The sequence below is a fragment of the Pseudomonas silensiensis genome, from assembly GCF_050434865.1.
GTDB lineage: Bacteria > Pseudomonadota > Gammaproteobacteria > Pseudomonadales > Pseudomonadaceae > Aquipseudomonas > Aquipseudomonas fluorescens_W.
The window spans coordinates 1-25,133 of the sequence record NZ_JBNDJH010000039.1; the positions used below are offsets into that span (position 1 = coordinate 1).

24 protein-coding genes and 1 pseudogene are annotated in these 25,133 nt (G+C 56.9%); 15 read left to right on the forward strand and 10 right to left on the reverse strand.

The annotated features are described in order from the left end of the window. Positions 1–567: 567 nt before the first annotated feature. From mgtA to QF010_RS32715, 4 genes are all read left to right on the forward strand, one after another. Positions 568–3,270, forward strand: a complete 2,703-nt coding sequence (gene mgtA, locus QF010_RS32700; RefSeq protein ID WP_429534738.1) for a magnesium-translocating P-type ATPase — start codon at positions 568–570, stop codon at positions 3,268–3,270. A gap of 94 nt (positions 3,271–3,364) precedes the next feature. After that, entirely contained in the window at positions 3,365–3,778 is a 414-nt protein-coding gene (locus QF010_RS32705) for a response regulator (RefSeq protein ID WP_429534739.1), read from the forward strand. A 108-nt stretch (positions 3,779–3,886) separates the two neighbouring features. Further along, the gene (locus tag QF010_RS32710; protein ID WP_033061130.1) at positions 3,887–4,513 is read left to right on the forward strand and encodes a response regulator transcription factor; all 627 of its coding nucleotides are present in this window, start codon (positions 3,887–3,889) and stop codon (positions 4,511–4,513) included. A 12-nt stretch (positions 4,514–4,525) separates the two neighbouring features. Next, positions 4,526–7,750 (forward strand): transporter substrate-binding domain-containing protein, encoded by a 3,225-nt coding sequence (locus QF010_RS32715; RefSeq protein ID WP_429534740.1) that lies wholly within the window; start codon positions 4,526–4,528, stop codon positions 7,748–7,750. On the opposite strand, the gene dkgB is transcribed toward QF010_RS32715, so the two are convergent. The 3 genes from dkgB to QF010_RS32730 all read right to left on the reverse strand — a co-directional run bounded on the left by dkgB (position 7,747) and on the right by QF010_RS32730 (position 10,303). Next, the gene (gene dkgB, locus QF010_RS32720) at positions 7,747–8,550 is read right to left on the reverse strand and encodes a 2,5-didehydrogluconate reductase DkgB (RefSeq protein ID WP_033061127.1); all 804 of its coding nucleotides are present in this window, start codon (positions 8,548–8,550) and stop codon (positions 7,747–7,749) included. The genes QF010_RS32715 and dkgB overlap by 4 nt on opposite strands. Before the next feature lie 208 nt (positions 8,551–8,758). Further along, complete coding sequence (locus tag QF010_RS32725; protein ID WP_033061124.1) at positions 8,759–9,298, reverse strand: PaaI family thioesterase; 540 nt, start codon at positions 9,296–9,298, stop codon at positions 8,759–8,761. 96 nt (positions 9,299–9,394) lie between these two features. Next, positions 9,395–10,303, reverse strand: coding sequence for a LysR substrate-binding domain-containing protein (locus QF010_RS32730; RefSeq protein WP_129437126.1), 909 nt, complete (start codon positions 10,301–10,303; stop codon positions 9,395–9,397). 104 nt (positions 10,304–10,407) lie between these two features. Between QF010_RS32730 and QF010_RS32735 the strand changes: the two genes are divergently transcribed. The 3 genes from QF010_RS32735 to QF010_RS32745 all read left to right on the forward strand — a co-directional run bounded on the left by QF010_RS32735 (position 10,408) and on the right by QF010_RS32745 (position 13,653). Then, the gene (locus QF010_RS32735) at positions 10,408–11,271 is read left to right on the forward strand and encodes a pirin family protein (RefSeq protein WP_429534741.1); all 864 of its coding nucleotides are present in this window, start codon (positions 10,408–10,410) and stop codon (positions 11,269–11,271) included. 131 nt (positions 11,272–11,402) lie between these two features. Then, on the forward strand, positions 11,403–12,029 hold the full coding sequence (ycaC, locus tag QF010_RS32740; RefSeq protein WP_033061120.1) for an isochorismate family cysteine hydrolase YcaC: 627 nt from the start codon (positions 11,403–11,405) through the stop codon (positions 12,027–12,029). A 181-nt stretch (positions 12,030–12,210) separates the two neighbouring features. Next, positions 12,211–13,653, forward strand: a complete 1,443-nt coding sequence (locus QF010_RS32745) for a mechanosensitive ion channel domain-containing protein (RefSeq protein ID WP_429534742.1) — start codon at positions 12,211–12,213, stop codon at positions 13,651–13,653. Here QF010_RS32745 and QF010_RS32750 read toward each other — a convergent pair. After that, entirely contained in the window at positions 13,601–14,026 is a 426-nt protein-coding gene (locus QF010_RS32750) for a hypothetical protein (protein ID WP_429534743.1), read from the reverse strand. The two genes, QF010_RS32745 and QF010_RS32750, sit on opposite strands and share 53 nt — an antisense overlap. 208 nt (positions 14,027–14,234) lie before the next feature. Here QF010_RS32750 and QF010_RS32755 point away from each other — a divergent pair, with 208 nt between their 5' ends. Beyond that, a complete protein-coding gene (locus QF010_RS32755; RefSeq protein WP_033061114.1) occupies positions 14,235–14,675 on the forward strand; it encodes a carboxymuconolactone decarboxylase family protein in 441 nt (146 codons plus the stop codon). On the opposite strand, the gene QF010_RS32760 is transcribed toward QF010_RS32755, so the two are convergent. The 3 genes and pseudogenes from QF010_RS32760 to QF010_RS32770 form a co-directional block, all read right to left on the reverse strand. Then, on the reverse strand, positions 14,676–16,268 hold the full coding sequence (locus tag QF010_RS32760) for a DHA2 family efflux MFS transporter permease subunit (protein ID WP_429534744.1): 1,593 nt from the start codon (positions 16,266–16,268) through the stop codon (positions 14,676–14,678). Next, positions 16,265–17,386, reverse strand: coding sequence for an HlyD family secretion protein (locus tag QF010_RS32765; protein ID WP_033061111.1), 1,122 nt, complete (start codon positions 17,384–17,386; stop codon positions 16,265–16,267). Before QF010_RS32765 ends, QF010_RS32760 begins: the two co-directional genes overlap by 4 nt. 96 nt (positions 17,387–17,482) lie before the next feature. Then, positions 17,483–17,602, reverse strand: a pseudogene (locus tag QF010_RS32770) (helix-turn-helix domain-containing protein); the annotation flags it as partial. Positions 17,603–17,822: 220 nt separating this feature from the next. On the opposite strand from QF010_RS32770, the gene QF010_RS32775 reads away from it, so the two are divergent. Together QF010_RS32775 and QF010_RS32780 are read left to right on the forward strand one after the other, a co-directional pair. Beyond that, positions 17,823–18,593: a hypothetical protein gene (locus QF010_RS32775; RefSeq protein ID WP_429534745.1), complete on the forward strand. Its 771-nt coding sequence runs from the start codon at positions 17,823–17,825 to the stop codon at positions 18,591–18,593. 53 nt (positions 18,594–18,646) lie between these two features. Then, positions 18,647–19,507, forward strand: a complete 861-nt coding sequence (locus tag QF010_RS32780; RefSeq protein WP_429534746.1) for a hypothetical protein — start codon at positions 18,647–18,649, stop codon at positions 19,505–19,507. On the opposite strand, the gene QF010_RS32785 is transcribed toward QF010_RS32780, so the two are convergent. Continuing rightward, positions 19,494–19,754, reverse strand: a complete 261-nt coding sequence (locus tag QF010_RS32785) for a hypothetical protein (protein WP_429534747.1) — start codon at positions 19,752–19,754, stop codon at positions 19,494–19,496. The genes QF010_RS32780 and QF010_RS32785 overlap by 14 nt on opposite strands. 302 nt (positions 19,755–20,056) lie before the next feature. Between QF010_RS32785 and queC the strand changes: the two genes are divergently transcribed. Further along, positions 20,057–20,746: a 7-cyano-7-deazaguanine synthase QueC gene (gene queC / locus QF010_RS32790; RefSeq protein WP_429534748.1), complete on the forward strand. Its 690-nt coding sequence runs from the start codon at positions 20,057–20,059 to the stop codon at positions 20,744–20,746. Positions 20,747–20,800: 54 nt separating this feature from the next. Here the strand turns inward: queC and QF010_RS32795 are convergent, their stop codons facing one another. Both QF010_RS32795 and QF010_RS32800 read right to left on the reverse strand, forming a co-directional pair. Then, entirely contained in the window at positions 20,801–21,679 is an 879-nt protein-coding gene (locus QF010_RS32795; RefSeq protein WP_429534749.1) for a queuosine precursor transporter, read from the reverse strand. Beyond that, positions 21,672–22,268 carry a helix-turn-helix transcriptional regulator gene (locus QF010_RS32800; protein WP_429534750.1) on the reverse strand — a complete coding sequence of 199 codons (597 nt, stop codon included), beginning with the start codon at positions 22,266–22,268 and terminating at the stop codon, positions 21,672–21,674. The genes QF010_RS32795 and QF010_RS32800 overlap by 8 nt, the downstream gene beginning before the upstream one ends. A 469-nt stretch (positions 22,269–22,737) precedes the next feature. On the opposite strand from QF010_RS32800, the gene QF010_RS32805 reads away from it, so the two are divergent. The 4 genes from QF010_RS32805 (at position 22,738) to QF010_RS32820 (ending at position 25,088) form a co-directional block, all read left to right on the forward strand. Then, on the forward strand, positions 22,738–23,121 hold the full coding sequence (locus QF010_RS32805; protein WP_429534751.1) for a DUF6124 family protein: 384 nt from the start codon (positions 22,738–22,740) through the stop codon (positions 23,119–23,121). Between the two features lie 37 nt (positions 23,122–23,158). After that, positions 23,159–23,413, forward strand: a complete 255-nt coding sequence (locus tag QF010_RS32810; RefSeq protein WP_033061103.1) for a hypothetical protein — start codon at positions 23,159–23,161, stop codon at positions 23,411–23,413. A gap of 150 nt (positions 23,414–23,563) precedes the next feature. Then, positions 23,564–24,064, forward strand: coding sequence for a sigma-70 family RNA polymerase sigma factor (locus QF010_RS32815; protein ID WP_033061101.1), 501 nt, complete (start codon positions 23,564–23,566; stop codon positions 24,062–24,064). A gap of 40 nt (positions 24,065–24,104) precedes the next feature. After that, on the forward strand, positions 24,105–25,088 hold the full coding sequence (locus tag QF010_RS32820; protein WP_429534752.1) for a FecR family protein: 984 nt from the start codon (positions 24,105–24,107) through the stop codon (positions 25,086–25,088). Positions 25,089–25,133 lie beyond the last annotated feature (45 nt).

A 25,133-nucleotide genomic window follows, 5' to 3' on the forward strand; every position in this document is an offset into this window, starting at 1 on the left:
CTCTGTCGGGTGGCATTCGCCCTGATGAAAAATCAGAGCGAATACTTGTCAGCCTGAGAATTCAGGGTTGCGGGGCAACATAGAATCTCCCACAGTGGATCTTCAGTGAACACAGATTTTGTGTATGACAGAGACCAAAGGTGGGAGCGAGCCTGCTCGCGATAGGGCCCTCACAGGCACCACAAATGTTGAAAGCTGAACCCTTCCTGAAGAACCCCGCGATTCCCCCGTCACACGCCTTTGCTTCGTTTACTCTGCAGAAATCGGGGCGTAAGCTTTGCGCGTTTTCAATCAATAGCGGAGACCCACAGTGGGTACTTGTTCGAGTGACAGTAGTCGGCCGGTTTCGATAACCGGCACCTTCCCGGCAAGATAACGCGCCACTGTTTGTGCCGTTGTCTCGCCGAAAAGCGAGCAGCGGCATCCCGATCGCGGCCAGTCCTGGTCCGTGTCCCGACGTCCCTCTCATCGACGCTGAACCGTGCGTGATGTTCGACTTTGTGTCGTCATCGCGGCGTATCGACACGCCTGCTCGACGGTTTCCCGGCTGACCCTGGGGGAACTGCCATGAACCTGACCCTGCTCAAAGAATTCTTCGCCGGATTCCTGCGCACCCGCCACATCGCCCGACACTTCCGTCGCCTGGCGCTGCTGGAAAACTTCACCGACACCACGGTCAGCCGCGAGGTGCCGCCCACCCTGGCGCAAACCCTGGTGAGCGCTGCCAACAGCGACACCGGCCAACTGCTGAACAACCTCGGCAGCCACACCGATGGCTTGAGTGAACTCGAAGCCGATGCACTGCGCGTGCAGTACGGCCTCAACGAAGTCGAGCACGAACAGCCGTTGCCGTGGTGGACACACTTGTGGCACTGCTACAAAAACCCGTTCAACCTGCTGCTGACCTTGCTCGCGGTCATCTCCTGGCTGACCGAAGACATGAAAGCCGCCATCGTGATTTTCTCCATGGTGGTGCTCTCGACCTTGCTGCGCTTCTGGCAGGAAACCAAATCCAACCAGGCCGCCGACGCGCTCAAAGCGATGGTCAGCAACACCGCCACGGTATTGCGCCGGGATGCGCAACGTACCGAACTGCCGATCAAGCAACTGGTGCCAGGCGACCTGATCGTGCTTTCGGCCGGCGACATGATTCCCGCCGATTGCCGGGTGATCGGCGCCAAGGATTTGTTCGTCAGCCAGGCCGCGATGACCGGCGAATCGATGCCGGTGGAAAAATTCCCTCGTCAGCAGGACAGTGACACTCGCAACCCGCTGGACCTCGACAACATTCTGTTCATGGGCACCAACGTGGTGTCCGGCACGGCCATGGCGGTGATTCTCACCACCGGCAACAACACCTATTTCGGTGCACTCGCCCAGCGGGTTGGCGCTACGGATCGCGCACCCACCTCGTTCCAGACCGGGGTAAACAAAGTCAGCTGGCTGCTCATCCGGTTCATGTTCGTGATGGCGCCGTTGGTGCTGTTCATCAACGGCTTCACCAAGGGCGACTGGACCGAAGCGTTGCTGTTCGCGCTGTCGATTGCCGTTGGCCTGACCCCGGAAATGTTGCCGATGATTGTCACCTCGACCCTGGCCAAGGGCGCGGTGTTCCTGTCGCGTAAAAAAGTCATCGTCAAACGCCTCGACGCGATCCAGAACTTTGGCGCCATGGACGTGCTGTGCACCGACAAGACCGGCACCCTGACTCAGGACAAGATCTTCCTGGCGCGCAATGTCGATGTCTGGGGCAACGATTCCGATGACGTTCTGGAAATGGCCTACCTCAACAGCTACTACCAGACCGGCCTGAAAAACCTGCTGGACGTGGCGGTGCTCGAACACGTGGAAATCCACCGTGAACTGAAAGTCGGCACCGCGTTTCGCAAGGTCGACGAGATCCCGTTCGACTTCACCCGTCGGCGGATGTCGGTGGTGGTCGCCGAGCGTGATCATTCGCACCTGCTGATCTGCAAAGGCGCGGTGGAAGAAGTGCTGGCGGTGTGCACGCGGGTGCGTCACGGCGAGGTCGATGAAGCGCTGAGCGATGAATTGCTGGCGCGGATTCGTCAGGTCACTGCCACGTTCAATGCCGAAGGCTTGCGCGTGGTAGCGGTTGCAGCGCGGCCGATAATTGAAGGGCGCGATACCTACAGCCTGGCGGATGAACAGGCGTTGACGCTGATCGGTTACGTGGCGTTTCTCGATCCACCCAAGGAAAGCACGGCGCCGGCCCTCAAGGCATTGGCCGCTCACGGCGTGGCCGTAAAAGTGCTGACCGGCGACAACGAATTGGTGACCGCGAAGATTTGCCGCGAAGTCGGCCTGGAGCAACAAGGCCTGCTGATGGGCAACGACATCGAGCGCATGAGCGACGCCGAACTGGCGGTAGCGGTGGAGACCACCAACGTCTTCGCCAAACTCACCCCGTCGCACAAGGAACGCATCGTGCGTTTGCTCAAGGGCAACGGCCATGTGGTCGGTTTCATGGGCGACGGCATCAACGACGCGCCCGCGCTGCGCACCGCCGACATCGGCATTTCGGTGGACAGCGCCGTCGACATCGCCAAGGAAGCGGCGGACATCATCCTGCTGGAGAAAAGCCTGATGGTACTGGAGGAGGGCGTGCTGGAAGGGCGTCGGACCTTCGCCAACATGCTCAAGTACATCAAAATGACCGCCAGCTCGAACTTCGGCAACGTGTTCTCGGTGCTGGTGGCCAGTGCGTTCATCCCGTTCCTGCCAATGCTGCCGATGCACCTGCTGGTGCAGAACCTGCTCTATGACATTTCGCAGATCGCCATCCCGTTCGATAACGTCGACGAGGACATGCTGAAAACACCACAACGCTGGCAGCCGGCGGACGTCGGGCGTTTCATGCTGTTTTTCGGACCGATCAGCTCGATCTTCGACATCACCACGTTTGCCTTGATGTGGTACGTCTTCGACGCCAATACCCCGGACCATCAAACCCTGTTCCAGTCCGGCTGGTTCGTGGTCGGGTTGCTGACCCAGACGCTGATCGTGCACATGATCCGCACACCGAAAATCCCGTTCCTGCAAAGCCGCGCAGCGATGCCGCTGATGGTGATGACCGGAATCATCATGGCCGTCGGCATCTTCCTGCCGATGGGACCGCTGGCGCACTACTTCAAATTACAGGCGCTGCCGTCGCTGTACTTCGTGTTCCTGCCGGTGATTTTGCTGGCATACATGGCGCTGACTCAGGCGGTGAAAGGGTTCTATATCCGCCGGTTTGGCTGGCAATAAAGCGTGCATATTTAGGAAAAGTCCTACAGAAAGCTCGACGGGTCTTCCGTAGCCTTGCGCCCTCACGAATCTGACACTCTCCTGGGGGCCCACGTTGTCGAACAAAGCCTTACGTATCCTGATCGCCGACGAGTTGCATTTTCACCGCATGAAGGTCGAGCGACTGTTCAATCAACTCGACTACTACCGGATAGCACCGGTGCACAGCCTTGAAGAGCTGTTGACCCTGATCGAATACGGTTGCGAGCCCTTTGATCTGGTGGTCATCAATGCCTCGCTGGCGGGCGGGGCGTTGAACCTGTTCGATTTTTTTATTGATAACCAACAGGTTCATCACGCCTTGATCTATGACGGTCAGCAGGCGCAACTGCCGCCCATTCCTGCCTGCGTTCAACAGACGGTTGAGGTGAGCCACGCAATACTGCCTGATCTGGCGTCCATTCAGCGGTTGATGGCGATCATCGACCCTCGTCTACCGTTCGTCGGCGCTGTCATTTCTGTCAGGTAGTTGCGTCCGGTTTTCCATGCAAAAGTCTTTGCGCAGTCGCTGCGTTCAACCGGGCCGGGCTCATGGGTATTGATTGCTCAATCGTCGTGTTTTTTGCAGGGAGTTGCCATGAAGTCAGTGCTGATTGTGGACGATCATCCGGTGGTTCGCGCCGCAGTCAAAATCGTACTGGTGCAGGAGGGTTTCAAGCGAGTACACGAAGCGGCGAGTGGTAGTGAGGTTTTGCCGAAGATCCGCGAACACAAGCCTGATCTGGTGGTACTGGACCTGGTGATGCCCTCGCTCGACGGGCTGGATGTACTGGCGCGGATCAAGACCAGTGGGGTGCCCTGCCGAGTACTGGTCTTCACGTCCCAGGAACCCATGTTTTATCAGGATCGTTGCATGCACGCCGGCGCCGCAGGCTATGTCGCCAAGTCCAATGACCTGCAGCACTTGCACAGAGCCGTGCACGCCGTGATGGCCGGTTACACCTATTTCGCCCAGCTACCCTCTGCGTCGGTGTCGCTGAACTCGATACAACTGAGTGAAAAACAGATGATCGATAAACTCTCCGACCGGGAACTGACGATCTTTCAGCATCTGGCCCGGGGCATCAGCAACAAGGCGATCGCTGAAGTCATGCACTTGAGTCACAAGACCGTCAGCACCTACAAGACCCGTCTGGTTGGAAAACTCAACGTGGAATCAGCGGTGTACCTGAGGGATTTTGCCAAGCGTAATCATCTGATCTGAGTGAGCCCGGTCATGCGCGATTGTTTGTGGGTTCTGTTGCTGTTCTGGGTACTGGGAGGACCGGTGACGGCGGCCGATGAACCAAAGCGTTTGCATGTGCTGGGGCATTCCGCGGTGGAGGGTTATCAGGTCCAGCTGGATGAAAAAGACTGGCAGTGGTTGCGTGACAAACGAGTCTTGCGCCTCGGGGTATCGGGGCCGGACTACCCGCCGTTCGAGATCACGCGCAACGTTGATGAGCTGGAAGGCATCACCGCCGACTATGCCGCACTGCTGGAGCAACTGCTGCACGTGAAAATCGACGTGCTTCGTTATCGCACGCGCGAGGCGGCCATGGATGCGCTCAAACGCGATGATCTGGACCTGCTCGGCACGTCCAACAACTTCGAGGCGGCTGACCCCGAACTGACCCGATCCAGTGCCTATGCCGAAGATCAGCCGATGCTGGTGACCCGCCTGGACGACGGGATGCCCGTCGATCTCGCGGGCAAGCGCATCGCCATGGTCGATGACTACCTGCAGGCGCAGACGGTCGAAGCCTTCTATCCCGATGCGAGCTTGCAACGCTACCCCTCGGCACTCGATGCGATCGGGGCGGTGGCATTCGGGCAGGATGATGTGTACCTCGGGGACTTCATCAGCGCCAATTACCTCATCAATAACAACTACCTCAGTAACGTACGCCTGGTGGGGCCATCCGGCCTGGACGCCAATCCGTTCGGCTTTGCCTTCAGCCGGGGCAACCCTCGTCTGAAGAGCATTGTCGATAAGGCTCTGACGGCAATTTCCATGGATCAGCGCACGGCCATCGAGCAGCGCTGGAGTGCCGGAAGAGCCAACATGGCGGGTCAAGAGCGAGTACGTTTGAGCGCCAGTGAACAACGTTGGCTGGATCAACATCCGACGGTGGACGTGGGTGTTGTCGAGAGCTTTGCACCGCTGACTTTTTACGATGCACAGGGACAACTCAGCGGGTTGACCGCGCAATTGCTGACGCTGATCAGCCAGCGCAGCGGCTTGGCCTTCAAGGTACAGCGGGGTCACTCCCTCGATCAGCAGATCCAGCAACTCAAGGACGGCAAGATCGACGTGTTACCTGTGGTCACGCCCGGTATCGAACGCGAAGTCGATCTGCGTTTCACTCGGGCCTACTTGAACAATCCGTTTGTACTGGTCAGTGCGACCACCCCGGGAAGCCCCAGGACCCTGGATGACATGGCCGGTAAACGCCTGGCGATTTATCGCGGTCATCCGTTGCTCGGGTTCATCCGCGCTCGGGCACCCAATGTACGTCTGGTCGAAGTGCAGAGTCCGGCGCAGGGTATGGAATGGGTGATCAAGGGCCAGGCCGATGGGGCCGTCAGTTCATTGATCGTGGCTCGGTATCTGATCACCCGGCAATACCGCGAGCGTCTGCGGATCAGCAGCACCGTGGGCGATGAACCGGCGCGTATCGCTCTGGCCACCAGCCGTGGTGCGCTGGAGTTGCACTCGATTCTGAACAAGGCGCTGCTGAGCATTTCGCCCCGGGAGATGGATGAGCTGTTAGCCCGTTGGAGCAACGATGTGGTGGTCGATGACAGCTACTGGCTGCGTCATCGCCAAGGCATTCTCCAGGCGTTTGCCGCTGCGGGCGCTTTGCTGTTGCTCGCACTGGCCTGGATTGCCTGGCAACGTCGGCAGATCACTCAACGCCAACAACTGCTCGGGCAATTGCAGGAGGCCAAGAACGCCGCCGACGATGCCAACCGTGCCAAAACCACCTTTCTGGCGACCATGAGCCATGAAATCCGCACACCGATGAATGCCCTGATCGGCATGCTCGAACTGGCGCTGAAGCGAGCGGAAGAGGGCTTCACTGATCGCTCCGCCATCGAAGTGGCCTCCAATGCCGCGCAGCAATTGCTGGCGTTGATCGGCGACATCCTGGACATCGCGCGCATCGAGTCCGGGCATTTGTCGCTGACCCCTGAGCGGGCCAATCTACGCACGCTGGTGGAGTCGGTGTGCCGGGTTTTCGAAGGCCTGGCACGGCAGAAGAACTTGCACTGGCGGGTCGAATTGGCCGAACACAGCGATCGTGACGTGTTAGTCGACCCCACGCGCTTCAAGCAGGTGCTGTCCAATCTGCTGAGCAACGCGATCAAGTTCACCCGCGAAGGTGAAGTGAGTCTGACACTGCGAGTAGAGCCCGGTGTGTCGGGGCATCTGGCCGTCAGTGTGCGCATTGAGGACAGTGGCATCGGTGTCAGTGTGGCCGATCAGCAACGACTGTTCAGCCCGTTCGTGCAGGCCGGTAACAGCCAGCAGTCAGGCCACACTGGCTCCGGTCTGGGACTGGTGATCAGCCGCACGCTGTGCGAAATGATGGGCGGGCGATTGCAGTTCGACAGCGTTCTCGGACTGGGTACGCAGGTCGACATCAGCTTTGATCTGATTGCGTTGCAACCGTTGACCTGCGGCGAGTGGGCCGATAGCGGATTGCCGGTGGCCACTCGGCTGCTGACGATTCTGGTGGTCGACGATTACCCGGCCAATCGATTGTTGCTCTCACGGCAGCTGAGCTACCTGGGGCACCAGGTGCTCGAGGTTGAGAATGGTGAGCGTGGTCTTGTGACGTGGCGCGAGCATGAGCTCGATCTGGTCATCACCGATTGCAACATGCCGGTGGTCAATGGTTATGAATTGGCGGGTGCGATACGCGATGAAGAGCGCGCTAATGGCTTGCCACCCACGCTGATTCTTGGGTTTAGCGCCAATGCGCAGCCGGAGGAAAAGATCCGTTGCCTTGAAGCGGGCATGGACGACTGTCTGTTCAAACCGATCCGGTTGGCAGATCTGAGTGCCTGGCTGGCGTCCCGATTTGTGAATGAGCCGCCAGCGCCGGTTGAAGAGCAAGCAACGTCCGAGATCGACTTGACCGGCCTGGAGCTCTACGTCGGTGAAGACCGGACGCTGATCAATCAGTTGTTGCGCGAACTGGCCGTAACCAACCTCTACGATCGCGATGATCTGCTTGCAGCGCACATCAGTGGCAATCGCCACCGGCTGCAAGACCTGGCGCACCGCATCAAAGGGGGGGCGCGGATGGTTCGTGCAAAACGTTTGATCGAGTGCTGCGAACATCTGGAGCGTGCCTGCGCCGAGGGGCGCGCGGCGTTGATCGACGAGGCCGTCGATCAATTGCAGCACGCCATGGCACGCCTGGATCTGCTCCTCCAGAAAGGCGAAGCTTAATCCCAGCGGGGCGCGATGCCTTTGGGGCTGGTCAGACGATGGCCACGATCAAGACCCGCGATCAGCGCCATGTCGGTGTCGCTCAAGGTCATGGCGCAAGCTTTCAGGTTGCTGGCGAGGTTGGCGCGTTTGGTCGATGAAGGGATCACGGCGTAACCCAGTTGCATGGCCCAGGCCAGGGTGACGTGTGCCGGTGTCGCTTGAAGGCGATCGGCGATCTGCTGGATCACCGGGTCTTTCAGCACTTCGCCGTACGCGAGGGTCATGTACGAGGTGATCTGGATGCCCTGGCTCTGCGCGAATTCGACGACCTTGCGGTTTTGCAGGTAGGGGTGCAATTCGATCTGGTTGGTTGCGATGTGTTCGGCACCGACCGCGGCGATCGCCTGTTTCATCAGGTCGACGGTGAAGTTGGACACACCGATCTGCCGGGTCAGGCCCAGTTGTTTGGCTTCGAGCAGGGCGCCCATGAATTCCTCGACCGGCACCTGATCTTCCGGGGACGGCCAATGGATCAGCGTCAGGTCCAGGTAGTCGGTTTGCAACTTTTGCAGGCTTTCCTTGAGGCTGTCGATCAGGCGGTCCCCGGCGAAGTTGGCGACCCAGATCTTGCTGGTGATGAACAGCTCGTCACGGGCAATGCCGCTGGCGGCAATGGCCTCGCCGACCTCGGCTTCGTTCTCGTAGATTTGCGCGGTATCGATGACTCGATAGCCCAGTTCCAGGCCAGTGCTCACCGAATCGATGACCACCTGGCCTTGCAAGCGAAACGTACCAAGGCCGAATGCGGGAATAGACATCAATGACTCCAGGGGTTGCAGTGGGAATGGGCAGGAGTATCCGCGCCCGCACCCATGAGAAAAACCGCTGGATCGGCAAAGCAATGTTTACCGCAAGTCATGAATCGAAAGATCGCAGCCTCGTTTCACTCGACAGCTGCTACAGCGTACGCAATCCCCTGTAGCAGCTGTCGAGTGAAACGAGGCTGCGATTTTGTGATCTTGAGCGCTATCCCCGATTCTCAAGAATCATGCAGGTGGTCGACCCCGTCGCATACAACCGCCCATCCACGTCATAAATCCGCCCCTCGGCCAACGCCGTCGAACGCCCCAGATGAATAATCTTGCCCTCGGCCCGCACCGGTCCGCTGGCATGGTTCAACGCACGAACATAGCTGATCCGCAAATCCAGCGTCGTGTAACCCTGACCCTTTTTCAGTTGCGTATGAATCGCACAGCCCATGCACGAATCCAGCAAAGTCGCGGCATAGCCGCCATGCACGCTGCCCAACGGGTTGTAATGCCGCGAATCCGGCGTGCCCTGAAAGATGAACATTCCGGCGGACCATTCGATCGGTATGAAGTCCATCAGCGTGCCGATAGGTGGGGAGGGCAGTTCACCGTTGCCGATGCCTTCGAAAAACTCGGCGGGTGACAGGGCGCTGACCTCGGCCATGGACAGACTGCCCGGGCCGGCGAGGCGATCGCGCATGGCTTGTTCCTGGGCGATCCATTGGGCGAGCGTGGCTTCGCGGTTCGGGCTTTGCATGGGCATGTCCTCGGGCTGGAATGGATATTATGGTTGTAATCCAGGTCGATATTATGTCCGAAATAAAAACTCCGCCAGCCCCGCGTGTCGTGTCCCTCAAGCAATATCGCTGTGGCTGAATTCCTCACCCAGAAAGTCGATCAATGCGCGCACCGACGGCAGCAGCCCACGGCGTGACGGGAAGATGGCATGCACGATCCCGCATTTCGGTGCCCAGCCCGGTACCAGTTCCACCAGCCGGCCCGCGGCAATGTCATCGCGCACCACCACGCTGGGCAGGTGAGCGATGCCGATTCCGGCCACCACGGCGTGACGCAACGCCAACAGGTCATCGGTGACCATTCGTGGCGCATGCCGGATCACCGCGCTGGCGCCATCGGCCCCAAACAATTCCCACTGATATTCACGCTGCGCCGCGCCCCAATGCAGGCTCGGCAACCCGCTGAGGTCGGCCGGGGAGGCCGGTGATGACAGGCGCGACACGAAGGCCGGACTGCCCACCAGGCACTGGGTGCTGTTGCCCAGTACCTTCATCACCATGTCGGTGTTTTCCAGTGGCGGAAAGCGCACCCGCAGGGCGATGTCGAACCCCTCGTGGATCAGGTCGACCCGGCGGTTGGTGCTCTCGATGAACAACTCCACCAGCGGGTACTTGAGCATGTAGCGGGTCAGCATCGGCCCGACCCAGGAGTTGAGCAGCGCGGTCGGGCAACTGATGCGCACCAGGCCCTGGGGTTCGGAGCGGTTGCGTTCGATCAGTTCGGCAGCGCTTTCCGCTTCCACGCGCATCGCCAGGCAACGCTGGTAATAGGCCTGGCCGATCTCCGTCAGTGAACAATGCCGACTGGTGCGGTGCAGCAGGCGTACACCGAGGCGCTCTTCGAGCTCGGCAATCCGCCGGCTGAGCTTCGATTTGGGCATGTCCAGCGCCCGACCGGCCGGGGCGAAACCGTGGTGCTCCACCACTTGGGTGAAGTAGTAGAGGGTGTTGAGGTCTTCCACCATCGTTCTCCATATAGAACGCTAAGGCTGATTTTTGCAGTCTAGTGCATCAAAGGGTTCAGTTTTAAGCTTTGTCCATCGCGTCACTCACCAGATTCGGAGGCGGAATGAAAAACATCATCGGTATCTACACCAGCCCGCGGACCCATTGGGTCGGCGACGGTTTTCCGGTTCGCACGCTGTTTTCCTACGACAACCTGGGCAAGCACATCAGCCCGTTTTTGCTGCTCGATCACGCTGGTCCCGCTGAATTCACCCCGACCACCGAGCGTCGTGGCGTTGGTCAGCATCCACACCGCGGTTTCGAAACCGTGACTATCGTTTATAAGGGCGAACTGGAGCACCGCGACTCCACCGGCAGCGGCGGCAAGATCGGCCCAGGCGACGTGCAATGGATGACCGCAGCCTCCGGGATTCTCCACGAAGAGTTCCACTCGGAAGGTTTCGCCAAAACCGGCGGCACCCTGGAAATGGTGCAGCTGTGGGTCAACCTGCCGGCCAAGGACAAAATGGCCGACGCCGGTTACCAGACGATTCTCGATGGCGACATCCCGAGCATCCCGCTCAAGGACCAGGCCGGCAGCCTGCGCTTGATCGCCGGTGAGTTCGACGGCCACACCGGCCCGGCGCGTACGTTTACCCCGATTGACGTCTGGGACCTGCGCCTCAACGGCGGCAAGTTGCTGACCCTGGACCTGCACGAAGGTCGTAACACGGCACTGGTAGTGTTGCGTGGCACGGTTCAGGTCAACGGTGTGGAACTGGTGCGCGAAGGGCAGTTGGCGTTGTTCGAACGCACTGGCCAGCAGCTCAGCCTGGAAGCCAATAACGATGCCGTCGTGTTGCTGCTCAGTGGCGAGCCGATCGACGAACCCATCGTCGGTCACGGTCCGTTCGTAATGAACACCGAGCAGGAAATCCACCAGGCCTTCGCTGACTTCCAGTCAGGCCGGTTCGGTCGGATGAGCTGATGAACTCATTGTTGTAACGCTGTGGCGTGTCGGGCGTGGGCGACTACCCTTGCTTGGCCGCGTTTTAACGAACTATCAGGTTTCTCTCACGCCGGCCCGTTCGGCATCGATAAAAAGCGAGGATTACTCCCATGACTACCTCTTACAAACGTCTCGACAAGGATAACGCCGCCGTTCTGTTGGTTGATCACCAGGCGGGTCTGCTTTCTCTGGTGCGCGACATCGAGCCGGACCGTTTCAAGAACAACGTGTTGGCCCTGGCTGACCTGGCCAAGTACTTCAAGTTGCCGACCATCCTCACCACCAGTTTCGAAACCGGCCCTAACGGTCCGCTGGTGCCCGAGCTCAAGGCGCTATTCCCGGACGCGCCGTACATCGCTCGTCCTGGCCAGATCAATGCCTGGGACAACGAAGATTTCGTCAAGGCGATCAAGGCCACCGGCAAGAAACAACTGATCATCGCCGGCGTGGTAACCGAAGTGTGCGTGGCGTTCCCGGCGCTGTCGGCACTGGCTGAAGGCTTCGAGGTGTTCGTGGTGACAGACGCTTCCGGCACCTTCAACGAACTGACCCGTCAATCGGCCTGGGACCGCATGTCGGCCTCCGGCGCACAGTTGATGACCTGGTTCGGCCTGGCCTGTGAGCTGCATCGCGACTGGCGCAACGATGTGGAAGGCTTGGGCACCTTGTTCTCCAACCACATCCCGGACTACCGCAACCTGTTTACCAGCTACAACGCGCTGACTAACAGCAAGTAACCCTGACAACACACATCACCTGTGGGAGCGGGCTTGCCCGCGATAGCGACCGATCAGTCACTGCAATGTTGACTGAAAGGCCGCCATCGCGGGCAAGCCCGCTCCCACAGTGTTTTGTGTTGTTCTCAGGCCACCAATTGCTCCTACACTGTGCCCATCCGTACATGGCTGGAGTTGCTTGATGCTGTCACTGCTTACCGATCACCCATTGATCTGCGCGATGGCTTTGATCCTTATCGACCTGGGGCTGTGGCGCCTGCTCAGTGCCAATGGCAGCAACTGGAAACTGTTTGTGCGGCTGGTGATTTTTTCGTTGTTCAGTGTCCTGCTGTTCAACGAAGGCCTGAACCCCATGGAGACGGCGCCATGGGCCGACAACGTCCCGCTGCACCTGGCGGCGACAGGATTGCAGATCGGCTGGTGGCTGTTCGGCGCGCGCACCCTGACGGTGCTGATCGGCGCGGTGATGATGCAACGGGTCGGGCACACCGGGCGCTTGCTCCAGGATTTGCTCGGCGCGGTGATTTTCCTGATCGCGATCATCGCCGCCCTCGCGTATGTCCTCGATCTGCCGGTCAAAGGCGTATTGGCGACCTCCGGCGCGTTGGCGATCATCGTCGGCCTGGCCTTGCAAAGTACCCTCAGCGACGTGTTCTCCGGGATCGTCCTCAACACCACCAAGCCCTATCAACTGGATGACTGGATCTCGATCGACGGCACCGAAGGTCGGGTCATCGATATCGACTGGCGCGCGACACGCCTGCAAACGTCCCAAGGCAGCATGGCGGTGATTCCCAACTCCCTGGCGGCCAAGGCCAAGATCATCAACTTCAGCCGGCCCAGTGACATTTTCGGCGTATCCATCAGCCTGCAACTGAGCCCGCATGCGCGCCCGCAAACAGTGATCGACGCGCTGGAACGGGCGATGCAGGGCTGTCGTTATCTGCTGAACAAACCGGCGCCGTGTGTCGCGTTAAAAGGTTCCAGCGCCACCGGCGTGGAGTACGAAATCAGTGGTTTCGTGGTCTCCATGGACCAGAAACGCATGGTCCGTAATCTGCTGTTCGACCTGGCGTACCGGCACTTGCAGGCCAGCGGCGTCAGCCTGTTGTCGAGCGTCGAACCGACTGCACCTGCCAACCTCTCACGGCCACGGGCATTGCTGGATGCGTCGAGCATTTTCTCGACCCTGCGTCAGGAAGAGAAAGACACCTTCAGCCAGAACATGACCCTGCAAAACTTCCGCGCGGGTGAAATGATCCTGCCGGCGGGGGAGGTCAGCGATCATTTGTTCATCATCGAATCAGGTGTGGTGTCGGTGGAGCTGAGCCGTGGCGGGGTCAAGTTCGAAACCGGGCGCATGGGGCCGGGGGAGGTGATCGGCGAGGGCGGGATTTTGTCGGATACGGCGATGCCGGCGGACTTCAGTGCCAAGACGTTCTGCAGCTTGTACCGGATCGAGAAGGAATACCTCAAACCGTGCCTGGATGCGCGACATGACATCAGCGAAGCGATGAAGGCATTGCTGGACTTCCGGCTGAACAAGGCTCAGACGTTGACCCAGGAAGTGCCTAAGGTTGTGGCGAAGAAGGGATTTTTGCAGTGGCTGCGCAATCGAGCGTAGGGGCTTGAAGGTCATGGGCGCGGGTGCAATCGAGTGAGTCGGCGGCAGGCGCCTGGCGAACGAGCGGTGCGCCGACCAGGGTACGGTCATGACTGTTCCAGTACTCGAACGGCGCGTGTTGCCAAATCATGCCGACGGGGCCGGCGATCAACAGCAAGGCCAGATAAGCCAGGGTTTGTCGACGCGTCAGCGGTTTTTTGTGCGCCGACCGCCGCGCTGCGATCCGGGCGCGGCCATGTCCATGAATCTGGGCGAGCAGAAAGGCTTCGCGCGCCTGTTCCGGCATTTCCCACAATAAGGATTCCAGCTGCCAACGCGATTCGGAATTCGGCGAAGTAGTCGGTGGCAAAGGCATTTCGGAAGAGGACGACATGAGGAGGAGGTACTCGTTTCCGGCGTCCCGGCTGCGTTATCAGGAATTAATCGCATTCTAGTGGTGTCGGTGCGGTGATGGCAATTACCCATCTAGATTATTTTCAAGCGGTCATTGGCTTCCCCAACTTCCCAATAATTGGCTATTTGCCGCAGGCCGGCGCGGGATTAACGTAGCTCCACACCCACTTTTGTAGCTGGAGCCCGTCATGAAACCTCGCATCGATTTCTACACCGCTTCCCCCGACGCCCTCAAAGCCATGATCGCGCTGGAAACCGCTGTTTCGAAGCTGCCGCTGGAAAAGAACCTGATCGAACTGGTCAAACTGCGCACCTCGCAAATCAACGGCTGCGCTTTCTGCCTGGATATGCACAGCGCCGATGCCCGCAAGGGCGGTGAAGACGAGCGCCGTCTGTACACACTGTCGGCCTGGCGTGAGACGCCGTTCTTCACACCGCGTGAACGTGCGGCGCTGGCGTGGACTGAATCCTTGACCCTGCTGAGCCAGACTCATGCGCCGGATGAAGACTACGAACTGGCGGCGTCCGAGTTCAGCCCGAAGGAGCTGGTCGACCTGACCGTCGCCATTACTACCATTAACGCCTGGAACCGCTTGGCGGTGGGCTTTCGCAAAATGCCTCAAGCCTGATCAATGAGCGTCTGCTGACGGCGCGGCCGGTGGTTGCACCTTGCGCATCAAGGGCACCATCGCCGTGGCGATGATGAAGCAGACCATGATCATCAGAAACGCGTCGCCGTAGGTCTGTGTCTGGGCTTCACGATAGGTCAGCAGCCAGAGTTGATGCAGGCTGGCGGTGACGCCGGCATCGCCGCTCTGGCCAAGGGCGGCGAAGTTGTTGCCGACCTGGGACAGCCACTGATTCAGTGCTTCGTTGGTGCTGTTGAGGTTTTCCGCCAACCGGGTGAAGTGCAGGTTGGTACGGTCATTCAGAATGGTCGCGCACGCGGCGATGCCAATGGCGCCCCCCAGGTTTCGCATCAGATTGAACAACCCCGAAGCATGTTTGAGCCGCGCCGGTGCCAGACCACCCAAGGTCAACGTTACCGCTGGCGGCACCGCCAATTGCTGGGCAATCCCGCGCAGCGCTTGCGGCAGCATCAATTCCTTAGCCCCCCAGTCATGGGTGATCGGGCTGAAATCCCACATCGACAACGCGAACAACCCAAGGCCGGTCATCATGATCCAGCGCAGATCGATGCGGTTGGCCAGAAAGGCGTACAGCGGAATCGCCATGATCTGGAACACCCCGGTGGAGAAAACCGCCAGACCAATGTCCAGTGCGCCATAGCCACGCACCCGGCCGAGAAACAGCGGCGTCAGGTAAATGGTGGCGAACAGGCCGATCCCGGTGACAAACGAAAAGAAGCAGCCAAGGGCGAAGTTACGGTCTTTCAAGGCGCGTAAATCGACGATCGGATTGGCGACGTGCAGGGTTCTACCGATGAACGCCAGGCCGGCCAGTCCGCTGATCCATGCCGTGGTCAGAATGGTGCTGTCGCTGAACCAGTTCCAGCGCGGGCCTTCTTCGAGGGTGTATTCCAGGCAGCCGAGAAACAGCGCCATGAACACCATGCTCAAGTAGTCAGCACCTTTGAGCAGGGACAATTCCGGCTGGTCGATTTTCACCAGCATCGGCACCGCCACCGCGACGAAAATCCCCGGCACCAGGTTGATGTAGAACAGCCAGTGCCAGGAAGAAACATCGGTGATCCAGCCGCCGATTACCGGCCCCAGAGTCGGGGCCAAAGAGGCCACCGCGCCAATGGTTGCAGCCGCGATCACCCGTTGTTTGCCGGTGAAGAAAAAGAACGCGGTGGTGAACACCAGCGGGATCATCGAACCGCCGAGAAACCCTTGCAGGGCGCGGAAGGCGATCATGCTCTGAATGTTCCAGGCCGCGCCGCAGAGCAGGCTGGCCAAGGTGAAACCCACTGCTGATGCGCAGAACAGCCAGCGAGTCGAGAACACTCGGGACAGCCAGCCAGACAGCGGAATCACGATGATTTCGGCGATCAGGTAACTGGTTTGCACCCACGCCGTTTCGTCGGTGCCGGCCGAGAGTCCGCCGCCAATGTCACGCAACGACGCCGAGACGATCTGGATATCCAGCAGCGCAATGAACATGCCGATGCACATGGTGGCGAAGGCGAACACCTTGGTCGCCGTCGCCATGTCGGCGGCATTGAACGGTTGCGCGGGGACGGTGAGGGCGCGGCTCATGGTGCGCTGGCCACGGCCGGGGTTGCAGGTTCCTGGCGAGTGTCCACTTCAGCGGTGACCGACAGGCCTGGACGCAGATGGCCGAGCACGCCATCGGCCGGATCAAGCACGATGCGCACCGGCACCCGCTGGACGATTTTGGTGAAGTTGCCGGTGGCGTTTTCCGGCGGCAGCACGCTGAACTGCGAGCCGCTGGCCGGCGCGAGGCTGTCCAGATGACCATGGAATTCCTGCCCCGAGAGCACGTCGGCATGAATGATCACCCGTTGCCCCGGCGTCATCCTCGCCAGTTGATCTTCCTTAAAGTTGGCATCGACCCACAGCCCGCTGGCCGGTACCACCGACAGCAGTTGCGAACCGGCCTGGGCATACGCGCCGACTCGCGCCCGACGATTGCCGATCACACCGTCTACCGGGGCTTTCAGTTCGGTGTAACCCACGTTCAATTGCGCCAGATCACGTTCGGCACGGGCCTGCATCAGCGCGGCGCGGGCTTGCTGTTTCTGGGTTTCGATCACGTTCAGCTGACGTTGCGCTGCCAGCAGTTCAGCTTGGGCCCGGGCGCTGAGGGCTTGGGCGGTCTTGAAGGTGGCGTTGGCGCGTTGGGCGCTTTCCACCGAGACGGCATTGCTGCCGACCAGTTTTTTATAGCGAGCATCGTCATCCCGTGAACGGGCGGTTTCAGCACCGGCGGCATCGATCCCGGCGCGGGCCTGGCCGATCACCGCGTGTTGCAATTGTTCGGTGGCATCGAGGTTGGCGAGCAGCGCTTCTTCGGCGGCCACCGCACCTTCGGCCTTGGCCAGGTTGGCGCGGTAATCGCGGGAGTCGAGGCGAATCAACACATCGCCGGCCTTCACCTTCTGGTTATCGGTGACCAAGACTTCTTCGATGTACCCAGCGACTTTCGGCCCGATCACCGTCACATCGCCGCCGATGTAGGCGTCGTCGGTCTCTTCGATGAAACGGCCGGCGGTCCACCAGTGAGTCGCGTACAGCCCGGCGAATACCAGGGCAGCGATGACCGCAGCGAGCAAGATCAACCGTTTGAGCAGGGGAGGCTTGGGTGTGCTCACCGGGACAGCAAGGTCGGGTTCAAGGCTGGGCATGCTGGTCATGGAGATTACCTGTGGGAAACGGGTCTTTATTACGCGTGTAATATGACGCAGGTAATATTTTGTGGCAAATGATTTTTTGTGCCGGTCGTCAGGTGCTTATTTGAACCAGCTGCCCGGGGGGATGCCGGTCATGTCCTTGAAGAAGGCGATGGACGCGCTGTCACTGGCAAACCCCAGGTCGAAGGCGCTGTAGCCAATGTTCAGCCCGGCCGCGAGGGGGCAGGCGTTGGGTGAAACCTTGGTGCTGTGTGGCGCGTTGGCATGGCTGCTGACAAGGATGAAGTAAACACCCTGTGGATGATCATTCGCTATTACGTGTGCGGAGGCCAGGGCGTACGAAACATCTGGAAAAAATGCGTATGAACGTGAGCTTTCGCCGCCTGTGCTAGCTTTATTCGCAGGTTTGAATCATGCGCAAAACAGGAATTTTGCCAATGTGGTTCAAATCGATTTTCAGGGATTTCGAAAACCGAACTTGCAAGGAAGCTCGATTATGCCGCTACAACGGCCCATTTCCTCTCTGCCAGCCTATGACACTTTTGGGAAACCCTTTCAGGTGAAAATCTGCGTCGTCCCAATGACAATCGCGTTGGCGAAGCAATGGCACGAAAAGGTTCAGCCTCTCGTCAATAGCAATTATTCACATGATGGCGCAACGAACAGGAAAGTTCGTGCTGACGTTGGATGGCGCTGGCCAGCGTATCTAAAACTTGTGGCGATCCATAACTACCTCACCAAGTTGCCGGGTAATTCCTCCGAAAAGGGAAAGGCAATGTGTGTTGTCGTGTCGAAAGGTGAGCAAAAGTTTCCGATAGGAATGCTATCCATCGTTCCGAAATTGCATTGCAACGTCGAGGGAGTGGAGCGGCAGCGCGCTTTCACTTGGTACCTTTCCGATGCGCCGTCAGAAGCTTATGAGCAGTTTTTGGGGCAGCCAGCGGTTCGTGGTGTTGCCAAGGTGCTGATTGATTGCACGATTCAAGCTGCGTTGGACGAAGGCGACGACGGAGAAATGCTGTTACATGCAGATCCCAAAGGAGGTAGGAAACTCATCGATTTTTACGAAGCCGGATGCAAAATGCGCCGCCTCTCGACCAACAACGGCTGCGTCACGGTGGTATGGCGCAGGAGTCGCCCAGATGAATATTTCCATTTCAACGGGGCAGATGCTCAGGCGTTTTCTGCTCGCTATGACGCACGGCGATAGGCGGTCATGGTCCTGCTTTGCGCTACAGACTACCGGGAGGTAGAGTAAATTTTATGAATGATGCCAGACCTAAAATTTCAAAGGCCGAGCTTGCCTACGCGCTTCGCGAGATGAAGGGGCTCGATGCCGATCTGGAAACGCAAAGTGGTTACGCAGCATCCGCGGTGTTGCTCTCTGAAATAATGGCTGACCCCGTTCAGCGAGATCAACTCGTAGCATTGCTGGAGCAGTTTGATGAGGGCGGGGCAGAACGATCGGATGTTAACTGGATAAATGATGGTTCGCCTTTTGACCTGTCCTCAAGATCATTGGTCCTGGATGACCTTTACCTTGATCTTCCAACCGGGGCTGAAGATGCGGGTCTGATATCGGGCTCTTCTGTCGCTACTGTCAGAAAATTCCTGAGTAAGTACAAAGAGGAAATGTGCGCTTCCAATGGTTTTAGGTACGAGTCTCCCCCGTCGACCTGTGGCACCTATTTGGCGGCCGAACCACGCTCGTATGAATGTCAGAGGTGTCCGGATCATATTTCTTACGATGTTGATGCCTGGAGCCAAGTGCTGATTTTAGCGAAACAGAAGTTGCAGAACGAGGCGACTCGTCGCACTTCATTTTTATCCAGGCTTGCGCAGGTTTTTGACAGGAACGAGCCGCCGGAATGGGAAGTCGAAAAGTGCCCGATCGCAAAGGACTCTCTTTTAGTGATTTTGCATCATGGCAATGATCACGCTTCTATCGGTTTCGTTGGCAGCGGTCAGAGTGCTTATGTCATGGTGTCGATCAACGACACAGCTTTGACAATGAATGAGTCTTTCCTGAATACCCAAAAGTTCGCGTCACTTATCGCGGACTTTTTTACCGAAGCCCCCAGGTCCGGTCACAAAGCCATCCAGCATATGCTCAAAGCATTGTGATGAGGGATTTCCAGTTTTCTGTGCCTTTTAAACTACACATGAAAAAAGTGCCTGGCATTGAATGGGAAGGCACTTTATCGACAGCCCCGGCCACGTGACAGGCGCGCATGAAAATGTTGTCGCGTTCGGCCTTCAACAGGGGCTCGTCGAAGAAATAACGCGAGGGCAAGGTGAAGGCCTCTTTCGGGTCCTGATGGTCCCAGCCGTCAACGGGGCTTTGCTGTTTGCGGGTTTGGAAACTTTGCATGGGGGGTGATCTCCACAGTGATTGGCCGCACGCCACGGCTGCTTGTTCTGGGAGTTAATCTAGGGCGCGGGGGAGGCGGTGGGATTGATGGATTGCGACCAGTTGATGGGAGAAATCATCAAGCGTTTGAATCGGGTCATCGGTGATGACTCGTTGGAAAAATCCTCGAAATCCAGCAAAGAACCGACACAAACGGAAACCGGAGACGGTCATTTCGGAAACCTCCCACACCCAGAGTTTGAGCTTCCCGGTAGGGTCAACGGCCCCGGCACCCTGCCGAGCCCCCCAAGGAAGAACGAACCATGACCAGAAAGGCCGTTATCGTTTTCAGCGGTGGACAAGACTCAACCACTTGCTTGATCCACGCATTGCCGATGTACGATGAAATTCACTGCATTACCTTCGATTATGGCCAGCGCCATCGTGCGGAAATCGAAGTGGCGCAACAGCTTTCAAAACAGCTTGGCGTGAAGGTGCACAAAGTATTAGACACTTCATTACTAAACGAACTGGCCATTAGCAGTTTGACGCGCGACCACATTCCAATTGCGAGGAGTACGGGGGACGGTGTGCCTGATACGTTCGTGCCTGGCAGGAATATTCTGTTTTTAACGTTGGCTTCTATTTATGCCTATCAAGTGGGTGCTGAAGCGGTCATCACAGGTGTTTGTGAAACTGAGAGCTCTGGTTATCCGGATTGTGGTGATGAGTTTGTTAAGGTGTTGAACAGTGCCATTGAGTTGGGGATGGATTATAAGATTCGAATCGAGACGCCGCTTATGCGGCTTAATAAAGCTGAGACTTGGGCCTTGGCTGATTATCATAAGCAGCTGGATTTGATTCGTTACCATACGTTGACTTGCTATAACGGGATAATGGGAAGTGGGTGCGGCGACTGTGATGCTTGTGGTCTTCGTGCAAAAGGATTGAGTGAGTTTCTGGAGGGCAGAGCAGAAATCACAAGCAGTCTGAAAATCAAACTAGGCTTATGAAGTGAAGCTTGCTGATTTGGGAGGGGAGGTATTAGCTGCTAACTCCCCTTGGTTTTATGCAGGTTGGATTCGAGCTGTGTACCTTTTAAATAGTGATCTTGCGCCGTAGGCAGGTAGAATATTAAAAATAGCAAAACACATTTTTATCGCTATTTGGACATAGACTATGTGTAGTATCTCGCTATTTTGCATGGTTCCATAAAACGCAATAAAGCAAAAAAGGAAGCTGTCGATTATCACTGCGAAGAAAGTACTGAAAAATACTCGCAGAAAAAGAAGTTTGGAGTTTGTAAGCTCTTTTATTTTGCATAGCAAATAAGAGTTTACGTACTCGGAAAAAAGAAATGAGACGGACGATGCCACTAATACGGATGAAACATGGCTAATGAGTTCGCCATAGGAAGTATCAAGCTTCCAACTCGGCAGTCCAGGAAGATAGCTAGTGGCGCTTAGCAGAATAAAAATAAAAGCGTTACTTATGAATGCAAACAAAATAGCTTTTCTTGCAAGTCTGAATCCATAAAATTCGTTCAATAAGTCGACTATTAAAAATGTCAATGGGTACAGGAAGACACCTGGGGTGACAACAACGTTAAATTGCTCTAGATAAAACAATTTTGCCGTGGCGAAGTTCGTAAAGATGTATAGCGTAAAAAGTATTAGATTTAATATGACAAAAATAATCCACGCTCCTTCGTGGCGATCATTTACTTCGTATGCGGTCAGTGCCGTTCCACGAGAATAAAACTTCCTATACACGCTTTTTATTTCTGCTTTGTTTAAATTGTCCAGTATCTCGCTTTTTAAAAGCTCGCTCAGCGTTATTTTTATAATTTTCCCTGTGGGGAGAATCATGATTATCGCCAAATTTTTATCGTTTTCAAATCCTAATAATTTGTATTTGTTGTTCTCGATCTCGCCCATGTTAACCATTAAACCTTTCCTCAACGATTTCCCCAACTACACAAAAAACATCAGAAGCAGGAATGCAGCCATTAGCTATAAATAACTTTTTTGTAGTCTTGTTATATATTAATTTTTCTCTCTCGCTATTCAGAAGTCCCTTATTTATTATTAACAGGTCTCCAGGTTCATTGGTCCCACTGATTTCGCTCTCAAGAAGCACTCCGATTAAATTGCACGCAGCACCGAAATAATATGTCAAGGGGTGAAGTGTCGCTAGCTCACCGATTCTTTTGTCCAAACTCTGAATAAGCAAACTTTCTTTGATTATGGGGACTGCGGCTGGATTCATGTTTCCGTGAAGGGAAATACTACTTTCTATTATCTCTTTCTTCTCAAAATCTATGCTTTCTATTTCTTTATAGGATACTCCGAAAAAATCAGAGATCTTGCGAATTGTAGACTGTTGGACGTTTACAACCTTGCCCTCCAAAATGTTGTATATCGTAGTTCTGGTTAAGCCAATGGAGTTGCACAGTGATAGTTGAGTTTCGCCGCGACTCTTTATCAAGTATTTAATATTGTTTTTCAATGTTTCTGTTTTTTCTTTTCTGTGCATTAAAAATCACCGTTTGTTTTTTTTTTTTTTGCTAGAGAAAATCTCCCCGATACAGCTGAGTAACGATGGTGGTTTGTTTTCAGAGAGCCCTACATCCTGCATGCCTGAATTATGTGCAAAATAATGTCGTAAGCACGTTGGCAAACGTTAGATAATGTTTCGCGGCGGGGGCGCAGGGGGAGCATCACCGAAATTTCTTACAGAAATTAGGAAGTAATGGGGGTTTCATGTGGGGCACCGTTAGCAGCGGAAGATATCGTCTATTTTTTTGTAGCTATCGAATCTTTCGGAATGTACGAATATTAACCACTTATAATCATTTTCCTGCACAGATGTTCATTTGTTTGATTAACAAAGTTAAATTTATTATTAATAATTTTACCTCTCCGATAACACGCGTACAGTAGCCAACCTAGTCCCGGTCAACAGCGTGGGACTTGCATTTTTCAACTTTGCAAGGAGCTCTGTTATGAAAAAATTCGCCACCAAATCCGCGGCATCACCAAACGATTCCCTCAATGACACCGTCGATTCATCCAGTCCCGCCAAAGTCACCGAACAACTCGTCAGCGTGCCCCTGCGCACTCACACACGTCCCACATCTGCCAGCTATTTCTTCACCGTCATTCCGGATGTCGACACTGAATCCCTCCTCTGTCACGCCTCTGAAACCCTCGCCTCCCTCAGTGTCATGGCCACCGATCTCGCCCGGGAACTGGAAGGCCCTCGTCGCCATGTCATTGTGGGTATTCAGCAACTGTCCGCGCTGGGCGAATTGCTGGTCAATCGAGCGCTGGACAACCTGGAGCCACCCCGGGGATCGTCTGAAGCGCCGTCCAACTGCCAACGCTGAATAATCGTGTGTCTTTACCCAATGGAGGTTTTTCATCATGGATCGATACATGCCTATCACTGGCATCGACTGCAACATCCCATCATTGCTGATCGACACTGAAGCGCCACTGGACGTGTTACATGAAACCGCGGCCTATCGCATTCGTACTGCAACGCAACTGCTGGAGAGCATTGCGTTTGGCGAGGGCGTCCACAGTGAACTGGCGCGGGTGTTGGTGACTTCGCTACGCGATGGCTGTGATTTGATGGATGTAGTCGGACGACGATTGCAGGGGCAGGTTTCAGCGTAGAAAAAAGGGCGCCTTTGGGCGCCCCTTTACAAACAGGGTCACCGCGGATTGGCAGGGGCGCAAAAACCTGTATAGCGGCGGTCTGGAATCCATTGCTTCAAGTTAATAGGAAGCATTACTATTCACGCTCCGTCTTCACAGCACACCGCAATGACCCCCAAGCTGCCCCGCAGACACGGCTTTTTCGAGCATTACGAAGAGTTGGTCGGGACCTGGACCCGTCGCCTGAGAAATCGTCAGCAGGCCGAGGACCTGGCCCACGACACCTTCGTGAGGGTGCTTGAGTCCGATTCGGCGACGGTTGCACAACCTCGGGCGTATTTGCACCAGACCGCGCGCAACATCGCGGTGGATGGGTATCGGCGGGAGGATCGGCGGGGCGCCATGGAGTCGGAGGCGGTTGATCACAGTGTGTCGTCGTCGGGCGACCCGGAGCATTTCATGCATGCGATCCAGTTGGCTGACTCCATCGAACGGGCGCTCACTGAGTTGCCGGTCAACTGCCGCAAGGTGTTTGTCTGGCAGAAGATCGAAGGCCTGACCCAGGCGGAAATCGCCGAACGCCTGGGACTGTCCAAGAACATGGTGGAAAAGTATATGATCCGCACGCTGCGGCATCTGCGCGACCGCCTTGACGGATTGCAGCCATGATCGGCGGTGCCTTCTCATCCCCAGCCAAACAGGAACTTCCATGATGGATACTCGTGATTGTGCGTGCGGGCAAACAACGGTTCGCGACGAGGCTGCGCGGTGGTTTGTGCGTTTGCAGGAACCTGCGGTGAAAGTTGAAGAGCATCGACATTTCGAAGCCTGGCTGAACGAGCACCCTCAACACCGCGACGAATTCCAGTTGCTCCAGGGCTTGTGGGCGGCGGCGGATTTGCTGCCGGCGGCGCGTCTGCAAGCCTTGTGTGAAACCGCGCCTGCGTGCAGCAAACGTCGCCCGCTGGTGCGTTATGCGGTGGCCGCCAGTGTGTTGGCCGTCGCACTCGTGTTGGGATTGTTCAGCGGTTTGAATCACCCGGCGATCTACACCGCCGAATTTTCTACGGCCCTGGGCGAGCGACGTCATGTGGCGTTGCCGGACGGTTCGGTGATCGACCTGAACAGCCGCAGCCGCGTTCAGGTGCGCTATGAAAACGACCGCCGCAGCATCGAGCTGACGCAGGGCGAAGCGATGTTCAGCGTCGAGCACGACACCCGCCGGCCCTTCGTGGTCGAGGCGGGCAGCGGCAAGGTCACGGTTACCGGCACCCGTTTTGATGTGCGCCGCGACACCGCCCAAACCCGGGTCGTGGTGGAGCAGGGCACCGTCAAGGTTCAGGGGCATTCAGCGGCGGACAGCGATTTCATCAGCCTCACGGCCGGCCTCGGTACGCACATTGATGCCGACGGCAAAGTGGCCGCTGCCTATGCGGTCAACCCTGCCGAGCTGACCGCCTGGCGCAGCGGAAAACTGGTGTTCACCAACGCCAGACTCAGCGACGTCGCCGAGGAAGTGTCGCGCTATCGGGAGAAACCGCTCACCGTCGGCAACGACAAAGTGGGCAATTTGCGCCTGACCAGCGTGTTCAAGTCCGACAACACCGACGCACTGCTCAAGGCCTTGCCGAGCATTCTGCCGGTGGCCGTGCGCACCCTCGATGACGGCAGTCAGGAAATAATTTCAAAATAAATTCAGGTTTTTTTCCAGTTGATCGTCTTCCTGTCCAACTGCAAC

Coding starts and splice junctions, on each gene's coding strand:
- QF010_RS32820 (WP_429534752.1), top strand. CDS start 24,105: ATGATGGATACTCGTGATTGTGCGTGCGGGCAAACAACGGTTCGCGAC.
- QF010_RS32805 (WP_429534751.1), top strand. CDS start 22,738: ATGAAAAAATTCGCCACCAAATCCGCGGCATCACCAAACGATTCCCTC.
- QF010_RS32780 (WP_429534746.1), top strand. CDS start 18,647: ATGAATGATGCCAGACCTAAAATTTCAAAGGCCGAGCTTGCCTACGCG.
- QF010_RS32765 (WP_033061111.1), bottom strand. CDS start 17,386: ATGACCAGCATGCCCAGCCTTGAACCCGACCTTGCTGTCCCGGTGAGC.
- mgtA (WP_429534738.1), top strand. CDS start 568: ATGAACCTGACCCTGCTCAAAGAATTCTTCGCCGGATTCCTGCGCACC.
- QF010_RS32730 (WP_129437126.1), bottom strand. CDS start 10,303: ATGGTGGAAGACCTCAACACCCTCTACTACTTCACCCAAGTGGTGGAG.
- QF010_RS32800 (WP_429534750.1), bottom strand. CDS start 22,268: ATGCACAGAAAAGAAAAAACAGAAACATTGAAAAACAATATTAAATAC.
- QF010_RS32750 (WP_429534743.1), bottom strand. CDS start 14,026: ATGTCGTCCTCTTCCGAAATGCCTTTGCCACCGACTACTTCGCCGAAT.
- QF010_RS32725 (WP_033061124.1), bottom strand. CDS start 9,298: ATGCAAAGCCCGAACCGCGAAGCCACGCTCGCCCAATGGATCGCCCAG.
- QF010_RS32710 (WP_033061130.1), top strand. CDS start 3,887: ATGAAGTCAGTGCTGATTGTGGACGATCATCCGGTGGTTCGCGCCGCA.
- QF010_RS32755 (WP_033061114.1), top strand. CDS start 14,235: ATGAAACCTCGCATCGATTTCTACACCGCTTCCCCCGACGCCCTCAAA.
- QF010_RS32785 (WP_429534747.1), bottom strand. CDS start 19,754: ATGCAAAGTTTCCAAACCCGCAAACAGCAAAGCCCCGTTGACGGCTGG.
- QF010_RS32810 (WP_033061103.1), top strand. CDS start 23,159: ATGGATCGATACATGCCTATCACTGGCATCGACTGCAACATCCCATCA.
- QF010_RS32760 (WP_429534744.1), bottom strand. CDS start 16,268: ATGAGCCGCGCCCTCACCGTCCCCGCGCAACCGTTCAATGCCGCCGAC.
- dkgB (WP_033061127.1), bottom strand. CDS start 8,550: ATGTCTATTCCCGCATTCGGCCTTGGTACGTTTCGCTTGCAAGGCCAG.
- queC (WP_429534748.1), top strand. CDS start 20,057: ATGACCAGAAAGGCCGTTATCGTTTTCAGCGGTGGACAAGACTCAACC.
- QF010_RS32735 (WP_429534741.1), top strand. CDS start 10,408: ATGAAAAACATCATCGGTATCTACACCAGCCCGCGGACCCATTGGGTC.
- QF010_RS32795 (WP_429534749.1), bottom strand. CDS start 21,679: ATGGTTAACATGGGCGAGATCGAGAACAACAAATACAAATTATTAGGA.
- QF010_RS32815 (WP_033061101.1), top strand. CDS start 23,564: ATGACCCCCAAGCTGCCCCGCAGACACGGCTTTTTCGAGCATTACGAA.
- QF010_RS32715 (WP_429534740.1), top strand. CDS start 4,526: ATGCGCGATTGTTTGTGGGTTCTGTTGCTGTTCTGGGTACTGGGAGGA.
- QF010_RS32745 (WP_429534742.1), top strand. CDS start 12,211: ATGCTGTCACTGCTTACCGATCACCCATTGATCTGCGCGATGGCTTTG.
- ycaC (WP_033061120.1), top strand. CDS start 11,403: ATGACTACCTCTTACAAACGTCTCGACAAGGATAACGCCGCCGTTCTG.